The following is a 19,735-nucleotide window of genomic DNA, read 5'->3' as shown; positions in this document are numbered from 1 at the left end:
GAATACACCGGTACGCCGAGGGCCTTGTAGGCCGCGGCGAAGACTTCGGCGGTCGGCAGGCCGCCCAGATAGGTGAAGCGCTCGCCCAGACGGCGGCGCACCGAGACCATCAGCTCGATGTCGCCCAGGCCGTCCTTGTAGCCGATCAGGTTCGGGCAGCGCTCGGCGAGCTGTTCCAGCAGGCTCGGGGTCAGCCGGCAGACGTTGCGGTTGTAGACCACCACGCCGATCTTCACCGACTTGCAGATCGCCTCGACGTGGGCGGCGACGCCTTCCTGGCTGGCTTCGGTCAGGTAGTGCGGGAGGATCAGCAGGCCTTTGGCGCCCAGGCGCTCGGCTTCCTGGGCCATGTGGATGGCCTGGCGGGTCGGGCCGCCGACGCCGGCGAGGATCGGCACGCTGCCGGCACAGGTGTCCACCGCGGTCTTGATGATCTGCGGGTACTCGTTGAGGTCCAGCGAGAAGAACTCGCCGGTGCCGCCGGCGGCGAACAGCGCACTGGCGCCGTAGGGAGCGAGCCATTCCAGGCGACCGGCGTAGGACGCGGCGTTGAAGTTGCCGGCGGCGTCGAAGTCGGTGACCGGGAAGGACAGCAGGCCGGAGGAGAGGATGGACTTGAGTTCTTGAGGAGTCATTGGTCGAGCACCCTGCATAGGAGGTGGAGGAAGCCGGTCGGCGACCGGGCTTAGAAATACGTTATCGTATGACTACAGGGAAAACCAGCCCCTTTCGGCGCTTTTTTAGCCTCCCCTTCCCAGCCCGGCTGTGCAGGAAACCCCTTCGACTATCGAAAATAAATCGATAAATCCATATAGATCATGGATTTATATGGATTTCAGGCGCGCACGCCGCGCACCGGGCGTCCGCCCCGAGAGGTCATCGTATCTTTACAGGAAAATAGCCAGGAACAGCGCAGCAAGCGCCAGGGAGACACGAACAGCCGCCAAGGCCATACGACGACCGCGCGAAGGAAAGCGGGAAAGAAGGGCGCGGGAACGGGGTCTGCCCGACGCCGGGCCGGCGCTGCGCGGGGCCGGCCGCGGAAGGCGTCAGGCCGGAACGGAACCGCCCTGCAGGGTCTCGGCCTCTTCGTGGACCATGCGCAGCCGCTCGCGGCTGTTGGTCAGGTGCAGGCGCATGGCGGCGCGGGCCGCGTCGGCATCCTGGCGGGCGATGGCCTCGTAGATTTGCTCGTGCTCGCGGCTCAGCCGCTCCTGGTACTGCTGCTGGTCGGCATGGGCGATGTGCGCCGAGTCGAGGCGGGTGCGCGGAATGATGCTGGTCCCGAAGTGGGTCATGATGTCGGTGAAGTAGCGGTTGCCGGTGGCCAGGGCGATCTGCAGGTGGAACTGGAAGTCGCCGGCGACCGCATCGCTGGCATGGCCGGCGCGGTTGAAGGTGTCCAGCGCCGCGCGCATCGCGGCCAGTTGCTCGGCGCTGCGCCGGCGGGCGGCCAGGCCGGCGCACTCCACCTCGAGGCTGACGCGCAGCTCGAGGATTGCCATCACGTCGCGCAGGGTGACGATGGTCGCCGGATCGATGCGAAAGCCGCTGGGGGTCGAGGTGTCCAGCACGAAGGTGCCGATGCCGTGGCGGGTCTCGACCGTGCCGGAGGCCTGCAGGCGCGAGATCGCCTCGCGCACCACGGTGCGGCTGACCCCGTGGGCCTCCATGATTTCCGACTCGGTGGGCAGCTTCTCGCCGCACTTGATCTGCCCCTCGCGGATCTGCCGGGTCAGCTCGGCCACCAGATCCTGGGCGAGGCTGCGGCTCTTGCGGCGTGGGCGCGGTGGCGTGCTTTCGTTGCTCATGTCGATGCTCGGTGTCGGCGGCGTTTCGGAAGTCTCATCATACGCCTCCACGTTGTACGACAACAACGCTAGTTGTCGGAACGACCGGCCGCGGGGCGCGCCGCCTCCGCCAGGCCGTGACGGCCGTCAAGACTCCGAGAGCCGCGCCTTCGGGCGCGGTGCGCCGCCGCCTAGACTGGAGCGCTCCGCCCGCCGCCGGCCCGTGCCGCGGCGGGGATCGACCTCTGCCGAGCAAGGATGCCTCGATGAACCGCCGGATCGCGCTTTCCGTTCTTTGCCTGTTCGCCCTCCCCGCGCCCGCCGCCCCCTGCCCCGACTGGCCGGCAGCGCGTGCCGGCGCCGAGCTGGCGGCGCTCGCCGAACGCCTGCGCCAGTGGGACGACGCCTACCACCGCGAGGGCCGCACGCCCGTGGCGGACGAACTCTACGACCAGGCCCGCGCCCGTCTGGCGCAGTGGCGCCAGTGCTTCCCCGGGCAGGCCGGCGCACCTTCCGAGCCGCTCGCCGGCAGCGCCGGGCCGCTCGCCCATCCGTTGCCGCATACCGGGCTGGACAAGCTCGACGAGGCGGCCGTGCAGGCCTGGATGGCCACGCGCGAGGAGCTGTGGGTCCAGCCCAAGGTGGACGGCGTGGCGGTCACCCTGGAATACGCCGGCGGTCGCCTGCAACGAGCCATCAGCCGCGGCGACGGGCGTCGCGGCCAGGACTGGACGGCCCATGCCCGGCGCCTGCCGGCAGTGCCGCAGGAACTGGCGGACAGCCGGCACCTGATCCTGCAGGGCGAGCTCTACTGGCGGCAGACCGCCCACGTGCAGGCCGAGGCCGGCGGCCGGGGCGCGCGGGCCAGGGTCGCCGGCCTGCTGGCCCGCCAGAGCCTGGACGAGGCGGAGGCCGCCGGGATCGGTCTGTTCGTCTGGGAGTGGCCGAACGGCCCGGACGGGATGGCGGAGCGCCTGGACGGCCTGGAGCGGCTCGGCTTCGCCGACGTGCGCCACTACAGCCAGCCGGTGGCGGACTTCGCCGCGGCCCGGCAGTGGCGCGAGCGCTGGTACCGCGCGCCGCTGCCCTTCGCCAGCGACGGCGTGGTGCTGCGCCAGGGCCGCCGTCCGCCGGGCGAGCGCTGGCAGGCCGAGCCGCCGCACTGGGCGGTGGCCTGGAAATACCCCCTCGCCCAGGCCCTGGCCGAGGTCCGCGCGGTGCAGTTTCGCATCGGCCGCAGCGGGCGGATCACCCCGCTGCTGGAGCTGCAGCCGGTGCGCCTCGACGATCGGGAAATCCGTCGGGTCTCCCTCGGATCGCTGCAGCGCTGGCAGGCGCTGGACATCCGCCCCGGCGACCAGCTGGCGCTCCGTCTGGCCGGACTGAGCATTCCGCAGGTCGACGACGTGGTCTGGCGCGCCGCCGAACGGCCGGCGCTGCCGGTGCCCGACCCGGCCGCCTACCATGCGCTGAGCTGCTGGCGGCCGGTGGCGGGCTGCGAGAGCCAGTTCCTCGCCCGCCTCGACTGGCTGGGCGGCCGGCACGGCCTGGCGCTCGGCGGGATCGGCCGCAACACCTGGGAAACCCTGCTGGAGAACCGCCAGCTCGACGACCTGCTCGGCTGGCTGGAACTGACCGAGGCGCAGCTGGCCAACCTGCCCGGCTTCGGCGAACGCAGTGCCAGCCTGCTCGCCGAGCGCTTCCGCACGGCGCGGCAGCGCGCCTTCCCGGTGTGGCTGCGGGCCCTCGGCCTGCCGCCGACCGGCAAGGCGGCGCTGCCGCCCTCCTGGGACGAACTGGCCGGGCGCAGCCTGGAACAATGGCAGGGCGAGCCGGGCATCGGCCCCGGCCGTGCCCGCCAACTGCAGGCCTTCTTCCAGCACCCCGAGGTGCAGGCGCTGCGGGTACGGCTGCAAGCGGCGGGCGTCGCGGGTTTCTAAAGCGATGCGGTGGATAAGGCGACGCGGTTTTCCACCCGACGATGCCGGGCCGAGCCGTAGGGTGGATAACCGCGCTGCCTTATCCGCCAGACAGGGCTTCCCCATGCATCCTAATAGGCACGGAACTCCCGGTGGCAGGCCTTGCAGGCGTCCTCCACCCGCTGCATGGACGGCGCCAGGGCCTTGGGCTCCAGCGGCGGGACGGCGGTCGCCGCGACCAGGCTCGCGGTGCTGCGCTCCAGGTCGCCGGCCAACTGCCGGAAGCGCTCCTGGCGCTGCCAGACCGCGTCGCGGGCGGCGCTGTCGCCCTCCGCCTCCCGGACCTGCGGGAAATGCTGCCAGGGCTGGCGCGCCAGCTCGTCGAGGCGGACCGCCCCCGCGGCGAAACGCCGGGCGTCGAAGCCCAACCGGCCGCGCAGCATGCCGCCAAGCTCCTCGCCGGTCCTGAGCAGGTCCTTGAAGATCGCCTGGCGCTTGCCCAGCGGCGAGTTGGGATCGACGCCGCCACAGGCGCTCAGGCCCAGGACGGCAAGCAGAACAATCGGGAGCGTGCGGTTCATCATCGGTTTCGCGGCAGTTCACGGCGGCGCCAGTATCCGCAAGCGACGGGCAAACACCAAGCTCGGCGGCCCGGCAATGTAAAGAAAAGGCAAAGAGTGTAAGGGTCCGAGCGGAGCGTCGGTCTCCACGGTTAGCATCCCGCTCGACCGCCGCAGTCTGCCTCCCCCCTCTCCTGGCAGGCTGCGGCCGGCACGAACCGACTCAATCCGGAGTGATCGATGAAAGCTTTCTCCACGCTTTGCGCCCTGTCCCTCGCCACGCTGATCGCCGCACCGCTGGCCGCCCAGGCGGCGGACGACTGCAGCGCCAGCGGCCACGAGCAGCACCAGAAAGCCAGCCACGCCGACTGTGGCCAGCACAAGGGACAGGAAGCCCGGCCAGACAAGCAGGGCAACCCGGGCGAGCCTCGCAAGGAGCGGGGCGAAGCGAACCGGGGAGCGGGCAAGGGGCCGGCCGACCAGCACGCGTCCGCCGACAAAGCCCAGCGGCAGAAGCCGGACGCGGCGCATCGCCCCTCTCAGGACAACGACGACGACGCGGAGGACTGATGCCGCCGGCCATTCCCGCCCCGGAATGGCCGCGACCCTCCACTGCGAACGAAGCGGGCGGGAGGGCCTTGGGCTCCCCCGCCCGTCTGGCTATAATCGCCACTTCTTGCGGCCTCGCGCCGCACCCGCCTCCCGTCCGAGGGGCGCTGCAGCAGGACCGTCCCGATCGCGCATCGGGCACGCCTGTCAGGCTCGGACGGTTGTCGCTACGGCCGGCCGCTCCCGCGGTCGCCGTCCCTGACTTCAACGGCGCCCATTCGCAGACCACGAATGGAGAGAACCGCATGAGCGCTGCTTTTGCCGATTACAAGGTTGCCGACATCACCCTGGCCGACTGGGGCCGCCGCGAGATCATCATCGCCGAATCCGAGATGCCGGCGCTGATGGGCCTGCGCCACAAGTACGCCGCCAGCCAGCCGCTGAAAGGCGCGAAGATCCTCGGCTGCATCCACATGACCATCCAGACCGCGGTGCTGATCGAAACCCTGATCGCCCTGGGGGCGGAAGTCCGCTGGTCGTCCTGCAACATCTTCTCCACCCAGGACCAGGCCGCCGCCGCCATCGCCGCCGCCGGCATCCCGGTGTTCGCCTGGAAGGGCGAAACGGAAGAAGAGTACGAATGGTGCCTCGAGCAGACCCTCCTCAAGGACGGCAAGCCGTGGGACGCCAATATGGTGCTGGACGACGGCGGCGACCTGACCCAGGTCCTCCACGCCAAGTATCCGGCGATGCTCGAGAAGATCCACGGCATCACCGAGGAAACCACCACCGGCGTGCACCGCCTGCTCGACATGCTGAAAGCCGGCACCCTGAAAGTCCCGGCGATCAACGTCAACGACTCGGTGACCAAGAGCAAGAACGACAACAAGTACGGCTGCCGCCACAGCCTCAACGACGCCATCAAGCGCGGCACCGACCACCTGCTGTCCGGCAAGCAGGCGCTGGTGATCGGCTACGGCGACGTGGGCAAGGGCTCGGCGCAGTCGCTGCGCCAGGAAGGGATGATCGTCAAGGTCTCGGAAATCGACCCGATCTGCGCCATGCAGGCCTGCATGGACGGCTTCGAGGTGGTCTCGCCCTATCTGAACGGCGAGAACGACGGCCGCGAGGCGAGCGTCGACAAGTCGCTGCTCGGCAAGATCGACCTGATCGTCACCACCACCGGCAACGTCGCCGTATGCGACGCCAACATGCTCAAGGCGCTGAAAAAACGCGCCGTGGTGTGCAACATCGGTCACTTCGACAGCGAGATCGACACCGCCTTCATGCGCCGCAACTGGGCCTGGGAAGAGGTCAAGCCGCAGGTCCACAAGATCCACCGCACCGGCGCCGGCCAATTCGATCCGCTCAACGACGACTACCTGATCCTGCTCGCCGAGGGCCGCCTGGTGAACCTCGGCAACGCCACCGGCCACCCCAGCCGGATCATGGACGGCTCCTTCGCCAACCAGGTGCTGGCGCAGATCCACCTCTACGGCGAGCGCTTCGCCGATCTGCCGGCCGGCGAGAAGGCCGCACGCCTCGCCGTCGAAGTGCTGCCCAAGAAGCTCGACGAGGAAGTCGCGCTGGAGATGGTCAAGGGCTTCGGGGGCGTGGTCACCCGCCTGACCGGCCAGCAGGCCGAGTACATCGGCGTGGCCGTCGACGGCCCGTTCAAGCCGGACAGCTATCGCTATTGATCGTAGGGTGGGTTAGGCCGCAGGCCGTAACCCACCGACCGGCCATCAGGCCGGCAAGGGGGATGCCTGCCGGCATCCTTGGCGGGTCACGCCGCGTTGCGGCCAACCCTCCCTACGCATTCAAGGACCCTATCCATGTCCCAGGAACGCCGCTACAGCTTCGAGTTCTTCCCGACCAAGACCGAGGCCGGACACGAAAAACTGCTGGCCACCGCGCGCCAGCTCGCCGGCTACCGGCCGGACTTCTTCTCCTGCACCTATGGCGCCGGCGGCTCGACCCGCGACCGCACCCTGAACACCGTGCTGCAGCTCGACGGCGAGGTGAAGGTGCCGACCGCGCCGCACCTCTCCTGCGTCGGCGACAGCAAGGCCGAGCTGCGCAGCCTGCTGAACACCTACAAGGACGCCGGCATCAAGCGCATCGTCGCCCTGCGCGGCGACCTGCCCTCGGGCATGGGCATGGCCAGCGGCGAGCTGCGCCACGCCAGCGATCTGGTCGAGTTCATCCGCGCGGAAACCGGCGCGCACTTCCACATCGAGGTCGCCGCCTATCCGGAGATGCATCCCCAGGCGCGCAGCTTCGAGGACGACCTCGCTCACTTCGCCGCCAAGATGAAGGCCGGCGCGGACAGCGCGATCACCCAGTACTTCTTCAACGCCGACGGCTATTTCCACTTCGTCGAGCGCGTGCGCAAGCTGGGCGTGGAGCAGCCGATCGTCCCCGGCATCATGCCGATCACCAACTACAGCAAGCTGGCGCGCTTTTCCGACGCCTGCGGCGCGGAACTGCCGCGCTGGGTGCGCAAGCAGCTGGAAGCCTACGGCGACGACCTGGAGAGCATCCAGGCCTTCGGCGAGCAGGTGGTGACCGACATGTGCGAGAAGCTGCTCGAAGGCGGCGCGCCGGGCCTGCACTTCTACACCCTCAACCAGGCCGAACCCAGCCTGGCGATCTGGAACAACCTCGGACTGCCGCGCTGAGGCGCCGCTCGCCCGTCGCCGCAGCCCCCGGCTGCGGCGACGGGCAGCATGCTTGTGTCACGCTTCGCCAGCGTGCAGCTCTGATATACTCTCGACTTCCGCCAGGCTTGCGCCCGGCTGCTCGGCCGACGCAGGCCCAGCAAGACCGGTCGGGGTCGCGCCCTCTCGCGCGATTCGCGCCCGGCACGTTCGTACCTTCGGGCCCCGCCCTAACCAGACAGGATTTCCCATGTCCTTTGCTTCCCTCGGGCTCTCCGAGGCATTGGTCCGCGCCGTCGAGGCCGCCGGCTATGCCCAGCCCACTCCCGTGCAACAGCGGGCCATTCCCGCCGTGTTGCAGGGTCGCGATCTGATGGTTGCCGCCCAGACCGGTACCGGCAAGACCGGCGGCTTCGCCCTTCCCGTACTCGAACGCCTGTTCCCCGGCGGCCACCCGGACAAGGAACACCGCCACGGCCCGCGCCAGGCCCGCGTGCTGGTCCTGACCCCGACCCGCGAACTGGCCGCCCAGGTGCACGACAGCTTCAAGCTCTACGCCCGCGACCTGAAGCTGGTCAGCGCCTGCATCTTCGGCGGGGTCGGCCTGAACCCGCAGATCCAGGCCCTGTCCCGCGGCGTCGACGTGCTGGTGGCCTGCCCGGGGCGCCTGCTCGACCTGGCCGGCCAGGGCGGCGTCGACCTCTCCCACGTGGAGATCCTGGTGCTCGACGAAGCCGACCGCATGCTCGACATGGGCTTCATCCACGACGTCAAGAAGGTCCTCGCCCGGCTCCCGGCGAAACGGCAGAACCTGCTGTTCTCGGCGACCTTCTCCCAGGACATCATCAACCTCACCAACAAGCTGCTGCGCGACCCCGAACGCATCGAGGTGACGCCGCCGAACACCACGGTGGAGCGCATCGAACAGCGCATGTTCCGCCTGCCGGCCAGCCACAAGCGCGCCCTGCTCGCCCACCTGGTCACCCAGGGCGCCTGGGAGCAGGTGCTGGTGTTCACCCGCACCAAGCACGGCGCCAACCGCCTTGCCGAATACCTCGAAAAACACGGCCTGCCGGCCGCGGCGATCCACGGCAACAAGAGCCAGAACGCCCGCACCAAGGCCCTGGCCGACTTCAAGAACGGCGCCATCCGTCTCTTGGTGGCCACCGACATCGCCGCCCGCGGCCTGGACATCGACCAGTTGCCCCACGTGGTCAACTTCGAACTGCCCAACGTCGAGGAGGACTACGTCCACCGCATCGGCCGCACCGGCCGCGCCGGACGCAGCGGCGAGGCGATCTCGCTGGTCGCGCCGGACGAGGAGAAGCTGCTCAAGTCGATCGAGCGCATGACCCGCCAGAGCATCCCGGAAGGCGACTGGGCAGGCTTCGACGCCAGCACCGTCGAGGCGGAAAAGCCCGAGGTCCGCGAGCCGCGTCCGCCGCGCAACACCGGCAGCGCCGGTCGCAAGGACAAGGGCCGGGACAAGGGCCAGGAAAAACCCCGGGAGAAGACGCCGGAGAAGGCCCGGGGCAAGGAAAAGGCCCAGCCCCAGGCCAGCAAGGGCGGCAGCCAGCCGAACCGTCCGGCGCAGAAGGCGCAACCCGCCCGCCAGGCACCGGCCCCCGACCTGCCGCCGAACCGCGATCCGGAGGAGTTCCTCGACGACGAGGTCGACAACTTCGGCAACCGCGCCGACTACGTCAGCCCCTACCAGAACAAGCAACAGCGCGGCCGCCGGCCCGGCGCGAACGGCCCGGCGGCCGGCGCCAACCGCGACCAAGGCCAGGGACCGCGCGGTCCGAAGCGCCAGGGCCAGGGCTCCGGCGGCGGCCAGACGCGCCGCGCTCCGGTGCCGGCCTACCGCAGCGAGCAGCCCCGCGAGGAAGCGGCGCCGCGCAAGCCGGAACGCCAGCCGCTGATCCTGCACAAGGAGTCGAAGAGCGACCGCTTCCCCACCGCGGAGCAGCTCGACCAGCTGTCGGGCCAGCGTCCGCGCAGCGAGAAGCCGGCGCTGCTGACGCGCAACCGCGAGGAGTGAGCTAACCCCTCTCCTCCACCGACAAAAAAGCCGGCTTCGCGCCGGCTTTTTTGTGGACGAACCCTCGCCCGCTTACTGGCGCACACCCTCCACCGAGAAGATCAGCTCCACCTCCTGGGAAGACGGACCGAGATCCTTCTGGATAGCGAAGTCCTTCAGCTTCAGCCGGGTGCTGCCCTCGAAGCCGGCACGGTAGCCGCCCCAGGGGTCCTTGCCCTCGCCGATGAACTTGGCGGCGATCGTCACCGGCTTGGTCACGCCGTTGAGGCTCAGATTGCCGGCGATGTCGAAGCTGCCCTGGCCGGTGGACTTGACCGAGGTGGACTCGAAGGTCGCGGTCGGGTACTTGTCGACGTTGAGGAAATCCCCGCTGCGCAGGTGCTTGTCGCGCTCGGCGTGGTTGGAGTCGATGCTGGCGGTCTTCAGGGTCACCTTGACCTTGCTCGCCTCGGGCTGGGCGGCATCGAAGCTGAAGCTGCCGTCGAAGTCGCGGAAGGTACCGTACACCCAGCTGTAGCCGAGGTGGCTGATCTTGAAGTTGACGAAGGCGTGCTGGCCCTTCTTGTCGATCGCATAGTCGGCGGCCATCGCCTGGCCGGCGCCGAGCAGGGCGGAACCGAGGGCCAGGGCGGCGAGGGTCTTCTTGAGCATGGGATTCTCCTTGGGGATTAGAGGGTGTCGCGGCCGAGCATGCGGAGCAGGGTCGCGTCACGGTCGATGAAATGGTGTTTCAGGGCGGCCAGGGCATGCAGGACGGCCAGGCCGACCAGCGCCCAGGCGAGCAGCTCGTGCACCTCGCCGGCCACGTCCGCCTGATCGGGCAGGCCGCTGACCAGCGCCGGCACCTGGAACCAGCCGAAGACCTCGATCGGCTGGCCGTCGGCGGTGGAGATCAGATAGCCGGCGATCATCAGCGCGAACAGGCCGAGATAGAGCAGTCCGTGCCCGGCCCGGCTGGCCAGCCGGACGAGCGGCCCGTGGCTGGCCAGCGGCGCCGGCGGCGGGCTGGCCAGGCGCCAGGCGAGGCGCAGCAGCATGACCAGGAACAGCAGGATGCCGATGCCCTTGTGGATATCCGGCGCCGTGCGGTACCAGGGGCTGTAGTAGTCCAGACCGCTCATCCACAGGCCCAGGCCGAACAGGCCGAAGACCGTCAGCGCCACCGCCCAGTGCAGCAGGATGCTGACCAGGCCGAAACGGAGGGGAGAGTTGCGCCATTGCATGTGCGACATTCCTTGGATACGGGACGTGCACAGCCTAGCGGCTCATCTATCGATTTAAAGCGGAATTTTTCGCTCGAAAAGATCGAATCGTTCGATATTCGAACGATTGTAGCGGCGCGGCCATAGCGACCGCGCCGGCGGCTCCGTCAGCGGAACAGCTGGGCCAGGCGGGCGAAGAAGCCTGGCTTGCGCTCGCCCTCGGCCGGCGACTCCGCCACGGGCGCGGCCTTGGCCTGGGCGATTGCCGGCTGGTCCAGCCGGGTGATCTGCGGCGTCGGCACCGGCCGCCCGGCATGCAGCTCGCGCAGCTGCTCGGCGGCACGTTTGCCGCTGCGCAGGGCGCCTTCCAGGGTCCCCGGATAGAGCGGGTCGGTGTGCTCGCCGGCGAAGGCCACGCGCTCCAGCGGCTGCTCCCAGAGTCGCCAGTAACGGCTGATCTGCCCCGGCCCGTAGGCCAGATAGGCGCCGCCGAGGCCGCTGTCGCCGCTATAGCGGCGGATCTCGTAGCCGAGATAGGCGCCGCGGGCCTTGGGGTAATGCTCGTGCAGACGGATCAGCAGTTGGTCGGCCACCTGGCGGTCGCCGAAGGCCTGCAGCAGGCGGGCATTGTCGCCGGAGAGATTGACCAGCACGTTGGCGCCGCCCTTGGTCGCCGGCTCGACCCACAGCATGCCCAGGCCCTGGTTGCTGTAGATCTCGCCGGTCAGGCGCGCCTTGCCCTCCCACACCGGGCTCTTGAACTTCAGCAGCAGCTGGTCGCGCCAGCCGTAGTTGGTGCCCTTCAGCGCACCGCGCTGGCGCTCCGGCAGCGCCGGGGCGAACTGGATCTGCCCCAGGGCACGCAACGGCACGGCCAGCACCAGATAGTCGGCGCTGTAGCCGACGCTCCCGGCCTTGACCGTCACGCCCTGTCGATCCTGGCTGACCGCGGACACCCGCACGCCGGTCTTGACCGTCTTCAGCTCCTTGGCCAGGGCCTGCGCCAGCACCGGGCTGCCGCCGGGCAGACGGGCGCTGCGCAGCTCGCCCTCGTCGATGCCGCGGTAGACCCGGCTCTGCTGGGCGAGGTAGAGCAGCGAGAGGCGCGACGGCTCGTCGTAGTGCGAGCGGATCCGCTGGTTGACCAGCTGGCGGGCGGTGGTCGGCAGCTTCAGCTCGTCCAGCCAGCGCGCCGCGTTGCCCTGGTCGAGGGCGAACAACTGGCGGTCGGACGCCGGATCGAGCGGGTCCTTGATCGACGCCGCCAGCTCGTCGAGGGCCTTCTCGTAGCGCTTCAAGCCCTCGGCGACGGCCGGCTGCTTCTGCGCCAGATCGGCGACGCCGAAATAGCTGCCGTCGATCAGATAGCCGGTGCCGCGCACCACGTCGGGCGCCGGCTGGGTCTTCAGCTTGAAGTGCGTCAGGTAATCGTTGAGCAGCGGCTGGACCCTGGCGCTACCGATCCATTCGCCGCCGGCCAGAGCGGAGCGGCCGCCGGCACTGTCGCGGGCCTCCAGCAGGGTGACCTGCCAGCCGTCGCGCTGCAGCTCCCAGGCCGCGGCCAGACCGGCCAGGCCGCCGCCGACGACGATCACCGTCGGCTGTTTATCCTTGCCCAGCGCCACGACACCGAACAGCCCCATCCCGACCAATGCGGACACCCGCAGCCAGTTCCGGAACATCTTTTCGCCCCCGAATCAATGAGTTGACGCACACCCCGTGCGCGCGGCGCGAGCATACGCCAGCGCCCCGCCGGCAACCAGCCGTCGGCGATGCCGGGCAGCAAAGCGCGGCGCCGCTCTGTTAGGCTCTCGCCGATCGTTTCCAGGAGAGTCCCATGAGCCTCAACGCCGACTGGATGCAGCGCGACCTCGCCGTGCTCTGGCATCCCTGCACCCAGATGAAGGACCACGAACGCCTGCCGCTGATCCCGATCCGCCGAGGCGAGGGCGTCTGGCTGGAGGACTTCGACGGCAAGCGCTACCTGGATGCGGTGAGCTCCTGGTGGGTCAACGTGTTCGGCCACGCCAACCCGCGGATCAACGCGCGGATCAAGGCCCAGGTCGACCAGCTCGAGCACGTGATGCTCGCCGGCTTCAGCCATCGACCGGTGATCGAGCTGTCCGAGCGCCTGGTGGCGATCACCCCGCCGGGGCTGGAGCGGGTGTTCTACGCCGACAACGGCTCCTCGGGCATCGAGGTAGCACTGAAGATGAGCTTCCACTACTGGCGCAACGGCGGCCGGACGGAGAAGAAGCGCTTCGTCACCCTGACCAACAGCTACCACGGCGAGACCGTGGCGGCGATGTCGGTGGGCGACGTGGCGCTGTTCACCGACACCTACAAGCCGCTGTTGCTGGATACCCTCAAGGTGCCCAGCCCGGACTGCTACCTGCGCCCCGAAGGCGTCAGCTGGGAGGAGCATTCGCGGAGCATGTTCGCCCACATGGAGCAGACCCTCGCCGAGCATCACGGCGAGATCGCCGCGGTGATCGTCGAGCCGCTGATCCAGGGCGCCGGCGGAATGCGCATGTACCACCCGATCTATCTCCGGCTGCTGCGCGAGGCCTGCGACCGCCACGGCGTGCACCTGATCCTCGACGAGATCGCCGTCGGCTTCGGCCGCACGGGAACGATGTTCGCCTGCGAGCAGGCGGGCATCGCCCCGGATTTCCTGGTGCTGTCCAAGGCGCTCACCGGCGGCTACCTGCCGATGGCCGCAGTGCTCACCACCGACGACGTCTACCAGGCCTTCTACGCCGACTACGCCACCCTGCGCGCCTTCCTCCACTCGCACACCTACACCGGCAACCCGCTGGCCTGCGCCGCCGCCCTGGCGACCCTGGACATCTTCCGCGACGACGACGTCATCGAGAAGAACAAGGCGCTGGCCGCGCGGATGGCTCAGGCCACCGAACATCTCAAGGACCATCCGCAGGTCGCCGAGGTGCGCCAGACCGGCATGGCGCTGGCCATCGAGATGGTCCAGGACAAGCCGAGCAAGACCCCCTATCCCTGGCAGGAGCGCCGCGGCCTGGCGGTCTACCGGCACGCCCTGTCGCGCGGCGCCCTGCTGCGCCCGCTGGGCAGCGTGGTGTACTTCCTGCCGCCCTACGTGATCACCCCCGAGCAGATCGACTTTCTCGCCGAGGTGGCGACCGAGGGCATCGACCTCGCCACCCGCAGCGCGGTCAGCGTGGCCATGCCGGCCGGCGCGCCCGCCGAGTTCCGCGATCCCGGGTAGGGCGGGTTAGGCCGCAGGCCGTAACCCACCGACCGGCGGTCAGGCCGGCAGGAGGGACGCCTGCCGGCATCCTTGGTGGGTTACGCCGCGTGGCGGCTAACCCACCCTACAGCCGCACGCGGCCAGCGGTTAAGCTTGCGCTTTTTCCGTCTGCCGAAGTCTGCCCATGCGCCTGTCCCGTTTCTTCATCGACGCCCCCCTGTCCCTCGGCCGCTGCGAGCTGCCGGAAGCCCAGGCCCACTACATCGGCCGCGTGCTCAGGCTCGCCGCCGGCGATGCCGTGCAGCTGTTCGACGGCAGCGGCCAAGAGTTCATCGGCGAGCTGGCCGAGGTGGGCAAGAAGAACGTGCAGGTCGAGCTGCGCGAACAGTTCGCCGGCCAGGCCGAATCGCCGCTGCGCATCCATCTCGGCCAGGGCCTGTCGCGCGGCGAGCGGATGGATTGGGCGATCCAGAAGGCCACCGAGCTGGGCGTGGCGGAAATCACCCCGATCGTCAGCGAGCGCTGCGAGGTGCGCCTCAAGGACGAGCGCGCCGACAAGCGCCTGGCCCACTGGCGACAGATCGCCATCAGCGCTTGCGAGCAATGCGGCCGCTCGCTGCTGCCGGCGATCCATCCGCCCATTCTGCTCGGCGACTGGCTGGAGCGGACCCGGGCCGAGCTGAAGCTGGTCCTGCATCCGGTCGCCGAACCGCTGGCCAGCCATGCCCGGCCGGGCTCGCTGGCCTTCCTGATCGGCCCCGAGGGCGGCCTGTCCGAGGCGGAGGTGGAGGCGGCGCGACGCGCCGGCTACCGGGCCGCCCGGCTCGGCCCGCGGGTGCTGCGCACCGAGACCGCGCCGGTAGTGGCGCTGAGCGTGGCCCAGCAGCTGTGGGGGGATTTCTGAGCGCCGCTCGAGACCCGAACGAGCACTGCATGCCGGCACCAGTAGTCAGATCAACCCGGCATCCGCCAGCTTCTGCTCCAGCGCCTGCAGGTCGGGAATCCGCGCCACGCCCTCCCCCACCTGCACCGCCGCCAGCTCCAGCGGCGCCAGCTCGGCATCGATCCGGGCCAGTTGGGCGTCGACCTTCAGTGACTGCGGAATGCCCTGCAACAGCAGGGCGAGGAACTTCACCCGGGGTCGCCCGCCGAGGGCGTTGAACACCGCCACCCGCGGCGTCGCGCCGAGTTGCGCTCGCCCGCCGCTGGCCGCCTCGAAGGACAGCAGCGGCAGCCGCAGGTCGCGCCAGCCGAGCTGCCCGAGCAGCCAGGGCGGCAGGTCGGGAGAGGTCTGCACGCCGCGGTAGGGAATGATTTCGGCCACTGCCACGTTGGGCAGCAGCAGGGTACGGTCGGCCAGCGGCAACAGCAGGGCGGTCAGGCTGTCGACGCGGGGCGGAGTGGCTACGGCTTGGTTCATGGCAGTTCCTGCAAGATCGATGCGTGGCCCCGGGCGGCGTTCCTCATTCGGCACACTCCTCGGCCAGTCGCTGCACCAGGGCCTCGGCCAGCTCCCGCGGCGTACCGCTGAACTGGCTGTAGCCGCCCTCGCGCAGGCTGTCCGGCATGCTCGAGCACGCGCAGCTGTTGGCCCGCTGGGTCCAGATTTCGCCGCCCTGACGGCACAGGTAGGCGGCCGCCGCCGTGCCGTCGCTGCCCATGCCGCTGAAGGCGATCACCCCGCAGCGCGGGCCGAACCGCCGGGCCAAGTTGAGCATCAGCTGGTCGATGGACGGGCTGTAGGGTTCCGGCCAGGGGCGCTCGGCGATCGACAGCGCGCCATCCTCGGCGAAACCCAGTTCGTGACGGATCGGCGCCACCACCACCTCGCCGCAGCACAGCCGCTCGCCGTGGCGGGCGGGCACGACCTGCCACTGGCTGTGGCGGCCGACCGCCCTGGGCAGGGCCGACTCGAAGGAAGGGTCGATGTGCTGGGCGTAGACGAAGGCGACCGGCAGGCCGCCGGGCAGTGCGTCGAGAAACGCCTTGACCGCCTCCGGGCCACCCAGGGAGGCGGCCAACAGCCAGACCTGGCGGGGCGGCTGGCCGGCCGCCAGCGGGGTGTCCCGCAGCGGCGCCGGCAACGGCAGCCGGCTCGGCCGCTGGCCCTCGTCGAGCAGGGCCGCGAGGGTCGGCCCGACCGCCGCGGCCGGGTCGCCGACCAGCCGCTTGAGCTTGCCGATCAGCCGCCGCTCCCAGCGCGGATAGTGTTCCGAATGGCGCTCCGGCGCCTGCCCCTGGCCGAACAGCACCGGCACCTGGCTGGCCTCGAGCAGCGCGTCGAGCAACGGTGTGTCCTCCAGCTGGGCCAGATCGACCAGCCAGAGATCCGCCGTGCAGGACGCCAGGCTCTCTTCGTCGAGGCGGGTCGGGTCGCTGTTGAGCACCACCTCGTAGCCGTTGCCGACCAGCGCCTGCTGCAGCACGTGACGCTGCAGCGAGGTGTCGGCGATCACCGCGATGCGCGCGCTCATCGTGCTTCAGGCTCCTTGACCAGCCGGTGGATGGCGTCCAGCAGGAGCGCCTCCTGATAGGGTTTGCCGAGGTATTCGTCGACGCCGAGGCCGAGCGCCCGCTCGCGGTGCTTCTCCCCGGTACGCGAGGTGATCATGATGATCGGCAGGTCCTTGAGGCGCTCGTCGTGGCGCACCCGGGTCGCCACCTCGAAGCCGTCCATGCGCGGCATCTCGATGTCCAGCAGCATGAGGTCCGGGCGCCGCTCCTGCAGTTGGGCGAGGGCATCGACCCCGTCCTTGGCGGTCATGCAGTCCATGCCGTGGCGCTCCAGCAGGCGACCGGTGACCTTGCGCACGGTGACCGAGTCGTCCACCACCAGCACCAGCAGCGGTCGCTCCTTCTCGGCCTCGGCCGGTGCCTGGAGCTGGCTCGGTGCACTCGGCTGCAGGCTGGCCAGGCGTTCGCGCAGGGTCGCCAGCAGGTCGAGAATCACCACCACCCGGCCGTCGCCGAGGATGGTCGCCCCGGAGATTCCCGGCACCACGGCGAACTGCGGACCGAGGCTCTTCACCACGATCTCGCGGGAGCCAGCCAGGCCGTCCACCTGCACGGCCACCGCCTGCTCGCTGGAGCGCATCAGGATCACCGGCAGCGGCATATGCTGACCGGCCAGCTTGGGCTGCTGGCCGTTGTCCAGCAGCTCGCCGAGATAGCGCAGCTCGTAGCGCTTGCCGGCGTACTCCAGGCCCGCCTGCTCTGCCTGCCCCCTGGCGCGGCGCGCATAGAGCGCCTCCAGCTCGTGGGGCGCGACCCGCACGATGCCCTCGATGGTGTTCAGCGGTACCGCATAGAGGTCCTCGCCGGCGAGCACCATCAGCGCGCGGTTGACCGACACGGTGAACGGCAGGCGGATCAGGAAGCGGCTTCCGACGCCCGGGGTCGACTCGATGCTCATCGAGCCACCGAGCTGCTTGACCTCCGAATGCACCACGTCCATGCCGACGCCACGCCCGGAAATCTGCGTGACCCGGTCTGCCGTGGAGAAGCCCGCCTCGAGGATGAACTGCAGCGCCTCGTGATCGGACAACGGAGCGTCGGGCTTCATCAGGCCGCGCTCGATGGCCTTTTGGCGCACCGCCTCGAGGCGGATGCCGCCGCCGTCGTCGGCGAGGGTGAGCAGGATGTCGCCGCCCTCGCGCAGCAGCTCCAGGCGGATGCTGCCCTGCTCCGGCTTGCCGGCGGCGCGGCGCACTTCGGCCGACTCGATGCCATGGTCGACGGCGTTGCGCAGCATGTGCTCCAGCGGCGCGATGATACGCTCCAGCACGCTGCGGTCCATTTCCCCCTCGGCGTTGCCGACGCTGAGTTCCACCTGCTTGCCCAGCTCGCCGGCGACCTGCCGGACCAACCGGCGCAGGCGCGGCAGCAGGCGCTCGAAGGGCACCATGCGGGTGCGCATCAGGCCCTCCTGAAGCTCGGTGTTGACCCGCGCCTGCTGGAGCAACAGGGTTTCCGCGTCGCGACTGCGCGCCGCGAGGGTCTCCTTGAGGTCGAGCAGGTCGGAAGCCGACTCGAACAGCGCCCGCGAGAGCTGCTGCAGCTGCGAGTGGCGGTCCATCTCCAGGGGGTCGAAGTCCTCGTAGCCGGCGCGCTCGGCCTCGGCCTGGTAGCGGCTGAGGATCTGCGCCTGGGTTTCGGTGTCGAGCCGGCGCAGCTGGTCGCGCACCCGCTCGATGGTCGACTCCATCTCGGCCAGGGTGAAGCCGATGTCGCTCACCTGCTGCTCGACCCGGCCGCGGAAGATCGAGGTTTCCCCGGCCAGGTTGACCAGCCCCTCGAGCAACTCCGCCGGGACCCGGACCATTTCCTGCGGGGCACGCTGGGCGGCGGCTTCCCGCGCCGCCTCCTCGGCCCGCTGCACGAACGGCAGGACCTTGTTCGGTGCGCCGGCGGCGGGAAGCTCGCTGGCGACGAGCAGCGGGCCGCCCGGCAGCTCCGGACCCGCCGCGGCGGCCTCGGGCTCCGCGTCGGCGGACGGCGCCAGACGCTCCGGCCCGGTCGCCTTCGGCACGCCGGGCTCCGGCAGGGCCGGCTTCTGCGCGGCGGCCTCGGCCACCGGCTCCCGGCTGCCGGCGCACCAGTTGCGGATCGCCGCGATCAGCGCCTCGCCGTCCGGCGGCGCCGTGCGCTCGCGCACCGCCTCGAGCATCCCGGCGAGGCGGTCGTGGCAGGCCTGCAGCAGCCCGGCGAGCGCCGGAGCGACCGTCAGCCAGCCGTTGCCGAGCCCTTCGTAGAGGAACTCCAGTTCGTGGGCCAGATCGCCGATCTCGCGCATCTCGGCCATCAGCGCCCCGCCCTTGAGGGTGTGCAGATCACGCTGCAGGGCCTCCAGGGCCCCCCGGTCGTTGGGGTCCTTCAGCCAGCGCTGCAGGGCGGCGCCGGCGCTTTCGAGGATATCGAAGCCCTCCTCGAGGAAGATCTCCAGCAGTTCGGGGTCGCAAGCCGGGGCGAGGAATCCCGGGGCCACCGGCGAGCGCCGCGACGCCGGGGCGGTGTCGGCTGGCGCGTCTTCCCCCGTGGCGAAGTCGAGCCGCTCCATGTGGAGTGGCCGCCCCTCCGGAGCCGCGGCATCGAACGCTTCGGCGCACACTGCCTCGCCAAGCGATTCGAGGACGGCCGGCTCCCGCGCCGCGCGCGCAACGCCGCAGGCCTCGGAACCAACCGCCGCGACCTGCCGGCGCCAGTCCTGCAGGGCCTGGATCAGCTCCTGCGAATCGCCCAACGGGAGCCCGGCCGGCAGCCGCTCGACGAGCAGCGCCAGCCGCCCGTGACTGCGCCCCAGCAGCTCGTCAAGGCCCGCCAGGTGCGGACGAGGGTGCGCCAGCAGGTCTTCGTAGAGGCACTCCAGCTCATGGGCGAGATCGGCGACCGGCGCAATGCCGGCCATCCGCGCGCCGCCCTTGAGGGTGTGCAGATCGCGCAGCAGGGCGGTCAGCGCCAGATTGTCCTCCGGCTGGCTCAACCAGCGCGGCAGCGTCTGGGCGGCGCTGTCCAGCAGATCGAGCGCCTCCTCGAGGAACAGCGCGGTCAGCTCGTCATCCGCCTCCGCCCCACCGTCGTCCGGCAAGGCCTCCCCGAGCGCCAGGACAGCCGGCTCGGGCTTCGCCGGGGCCGGTTCGAGGATTTCCAGCTCGGCCGCGGGCAGCTCTTCCAACTCGGCAAGATCCAGCGCATCGAGCACCGGCGCTTCGGCCGGCAGGGCCTCCGCCGGTTCTTCGGGCGCCGGCTCGGGGATTTCCGGCTCGGCCGCAGGCAGTTCTTCCAACTCGGC

The 19,735-nt window shown here is 70.1% G+C and carries 16 protein-coding genes and 1 riboswitch; of the genes, 7 read left to right on the top strand and 9 right to left on the bottom strand.

The genetic code is table 11. The features are described from left to right. Positions 1–635: 5-dehydro-4-deoxyglucarate dehydratase (locus BMY22_RS07120; RefSeq protein ID WP_090620707.1), on the bottom strand; the 635-nt coding region annotated here is incomplete at its 3' end. Positions 636–1,049: 414 nt separating this feature from the next. Further along, positions 1,050–1,811 (bottom strand): FadR/GntR family transcriptional regulator, encoded by a 762-nt coding sequence (locus tag BMY22_RS07115; RefSeq protein ID WP_090620705.1) that lies wholly within the window; start codon positions 1,809–1,811, stop codon positions 1,050–1,052. A 245-nt stretch (positions 1,812–2,056) separates the two neighbouring features. Here BMY22_RS07115 and ligB point away from each other — a divergent pair, with 245 nt between their 5' ends. Beyond that, positions 2,057–3,730, top strand: coding sequence for an NAD-dependent DNA ligase LigB (ligB, locus tag BMY22_RS07110; RefSeq protein ID WP_090620703.1), 1,674 nt, complete (start codon positions 2,057–2,059; stop codon positions 3,728–3,730). Between the two features lie 110 nt (positions 3,731–3,840). Here the strand turns inward: ligB and BMY22_RS07105 are convergent, their stop codons facing one another. Next, the gene (locus tag BMY22_RS07105; RefSeq protein ID WP_090620701.1) at positions 3,841–4,293 is read right to left on the bottom strand and encodes a c-type cytochrome; all 453 of its coding nucleotides are present in this window, start codon (positions 4,291–4,293) and stop codon (positions 3,841–3,843) included. A gap of 216 nt (positions 4,294–4,509) precedes the next feature. On the opposite strand from BMY22_RS07105, the gene BMY22_RS07100 reads away from it, so the two are divergent. The 4 genes from BMY22_RS07100 to rhlE2 all read left to right on the top strand — a co-directional run bounded on the left by BMY22_RS07100 (position 4,510) and on the right by rhlE2 (position 9,519). Further along, complete coding sequence (locus tag BMY22_RS07100) at positions 4,510–4,839, top strand: hypothetical protein (protein WP_090620699.1); 330 nt, start codon at positions 4,510–4,512, stop codon at positions 4,837–4,839. Positions 4,840–4,971: 132 nt separating this feature from the next. Continuing rightward, positions 4,972–5,101, top strand: a riboswitch (S-adenosyl-L-homocysteine riboswitch). A gap of 22 nt (positions 5,102–5,123) precedes the next feature. Then, positions 5,124–6,518: an adenosylhomocysteinase gene (ahcY, locus tag BMY22_RS07095; RefSeq protein WP_090620697.1), complete on the top strand. Its 1,395-nt coding sequence runs from the start codon at positions 5,124–5,126 to the stop codon at positions 6,516–6,518. 135 nt (positions 6,519–6,653) lie between these two features. Next, the gene (metF, locus tag BMY22_RS07090; protein WP_090620695.1) at positions 6,654–7,499 is read left to right on the top strand and encodes a methylenetetrahydrofolate reductase [NAD(P)H]; all 846 of its coding nucleotides are present in this window, start codon (positions 6,654–6,656) and stop codon (positions 7,497–7,499) included. Positions 7,500–7,728: 229 nt separating this feature from the next. Next, positions 7,729–9,519, top strand: a complete 1,791-nt coding sequence (gene rhlE2, locus BMY22_RS07085; protein ID WP_143068467.1) for an RNA helicase RhlE2 — start codon at positions 7,729–7,731, stop codon at positions 9,517–9,519. Between the two features lie 72 nt (positions 9,520–9,591). Here the strand turns inward: rhlE2 and BMY22_RS07075 are convergent, their stop codons facing one another. The 3 genes from BMY22_RS07075 to BMY22_RS07065 all read right to left on the bottom strand — a co-directional run bounded on the left by BMY22_RS07075 (position 9,592) and on the right by BMY22_RS07065 (position 12,403). After that, positions 9,592–10,170, bottom strand: coding sequence for a YceI family protein (locus BMY22_RS07075; RefSeq protein WP_090620691.1), 579 nt, complete (start codon positions 10,168–10,170; stop codon positions 9,592–9,594). Between the two features lie 17 nt (positions 10,171–10,187). Further along, on the bottom strand, positions 10,188–10,742 hold the full coding sequence (locus tag BMY22_RS07070; RefSeq protein ID WP_090620689.1) for a cytochrome b: 555 nt from the start codon (positions 10,740–10,742) through the stop codon (positions 10,188–10,190). A gap of 146 nt (positions 10,743–10,888) precedes the next feature. Then, entirely contained in the window at positions 10,889–12,403 is a 1,515-nt protein-coding gene (locus BMY22_RS07065; protein WP_208599242.1) for a flavin monoamine oxidase family protein, read from the bottom strand. A gap of 155 nt (positions 12,404–12,558) precedes the next feature. Here BMY22_RS07065 and BMY22_RS07060 point away from each other — a divergent pair, with 155 nt between their 5' ends. Together BMY22_RS07060 and BMY22_RS07055 are read left to right on the top strand one after the other, a co-directional pair. Continuing rightward, entirely contained in the window at positions 12,559–13,965 is a 1,407-nt protein-coding gene (locus BMY22_RS07060) for an adenosylmethionine--8-amino-7-oxononanoate transaminase (protein ID WP_090620684.1), read from the top strand. Between the two features lie 166 nt (positions 13,966–14,131). Next, positions 14,132–14,851: a 16S rRNA (uracil(1498)-N(3))-methyltransferase gene (locus BMY22_RS07055; RefSeq protein ID WP_090620682.1), complete on the top strand. Its 720-nt coding sequence runs from the start codon at positions 14,132–14,134 to the stop codon at positions 14,849–14,851. Positions 14,852–14,896: 45 nt separating this feature from the next. Here the strand turns inward: BMY22_RS07055 and BMY22_RS07050 are convergent, their stop codons facing one another. The 3 genes from BMY22_RS07050 to BMY22_RS07040 form a co-directional block, all read right to left on the bottom strand. Then, positions 14,897–15,367 carry a chemotaxis protein CheW gene (locus BMY22_RS07050; RefSeq protein ID WP_090620680.1) on the bottom strand — a complete coding sequence of 157 codons (471 nt, stop codon included), beginning with the start codon at positions 15,365–15,367 and terminating at the stop codon, positions 14,897–14,899. Positions 15,368–15,410: 43 nt separating this feature from the next. Further along, positions 15,411–16,421: a chemotaxis protein CheB gene (locus BMY22_RS07045; RefSeq protein ID WP_090620679.1), complete on the bottom strand. Its 1,011-nt coding sequence runs from the start codon at positions 16,419–16,421 to the stop codon at positions 15,411–15,413. Next, positions 16,418–19,735 (bottom strand): hybrid sensor histidine kinase/response regulator (locus tag BMY22_RS07040; RefSeq protein WP_143068468.1); only part of this gene is annotated, 3,318 nt, incomplete at its 5' end. The genes BMY22_RS07040 and BMY22_RS07045, both read right to left, overlap by 4 nt.

Origin of the sequence: Azotobacter beijerinckii (assembly GCF_900110885.1) — a bacterium.
GTDB classification, from domain to species: Bacteria; Pseudomonadota; Gammaproteobacteria; order Pseudomonadales; family Pseudomonadaceae; genus Azotobacter; species Azotobacter beijerinckii.
The sequence above is the reverse complement of the archived record's forward strand: the minus strand, read 5'-3'. Positions and strand labels throughout refer to the sequence as shown.

Bases quoted from the DNA above. Each gene is read 5' to 3' on its own strand.
- BMY22_RS07115 (WP_090620705.1), bottom strand. From the start codon at position 1,811: ATGAGCAACGAAAGCACGCCACCGCGCCCACGCCGCAAGAGCCGCAGC.
- ligB (WP_090620703.1), top strand. From the start codon at position 2,057: ATGAACCGCCGGATCGCGCTTTCCGTTCTTTGCCTGTTCGCCCTCCCC.
- BMY22_RS07105 (WP_090620701.1), bottom strand. From the start codon at position 4,293: ATGATGAACCGCACGCTCCCGATTGTTCTGCTTGCCGTCCTGGGCCTG.
- BMY22_RS07100 (WP_090620699.1), top strand. From the start codon at position 4,510: ATGAAAGCTTTCTCCACGCTTTGCGCCCTGTCCCTCGCCACGCTGATC.
- ahcY (WP_090620697.1), top strand. From the start codon at position 5,124: ATGAGCGCTGCTTTTGCCGATTACAAGGTTGCCGACATCACCCTGGCC.
- metF (WP_090620695.1), top strand. From the start codon at position 6,654: ATGTCCCAGGAACGCCGCTACAGCTTCGAGTTCTTCCCGACCAAGACC.
- rhlE2 (WP_143068467.1), top strand. From the start codon at position 7,729: ATGTCCTTTGCTTCCCTCGGGCTCTCCGAGGCATTGGTCCGCGCCGTC.
- BMY22_RS07075 (WP_090620691.1), bottom strand. From the start codon at position 10,170: ATGCTCAAGAAGACCCTCGCCGCCCTGGCCCTCGGTTCCGCCCTGCTC.
- BMY22_RS07070 (WP_090620689.1), bottom strand. From the start codon at position 10,742: ATGCAATGGCGCAACTCTCCCCTCCGTTTCGGCCTGGTCAGCATCCTG.
- BMY22_RS07065 (WP_208599242.1), bottom strand. From the start codon at position 12,403: ATGTTCCGGAACTGGCTGCGGGTGTCCGCATTGGTCGGGATGGGGCTG.
- BMY22_RS07060 (WP_090620684.1), top strand. From the start codon at position 12,559: ATGAGCCTCAACGCCGACTGGATGCAGCGCGACCTCGCCGTGCTCTGG.
- BMY22_RS07055 (WP_090620682.1), top strand. From the start codon at position 14,132: ATGCGCCTGTCCCGTTTCTTCATCGACGCCCCCCTGTCCCTCGGCCGC.
- BMY22_RS07050 (WP_090620680.1), bottom strand. From the start codon at position 15,367: ATGAACCAAGCCGTAGCCACTCCGCCCCGCGTCGACAGCCTGACCGCC.
- BMY22_RS07045 (WP_090620679.1), bottom strand. From the start codon at position 16,421: ATGAGCGCGCGCATCGCGGTGATCGCCGACACCTCGCTGCAGCGTCAC.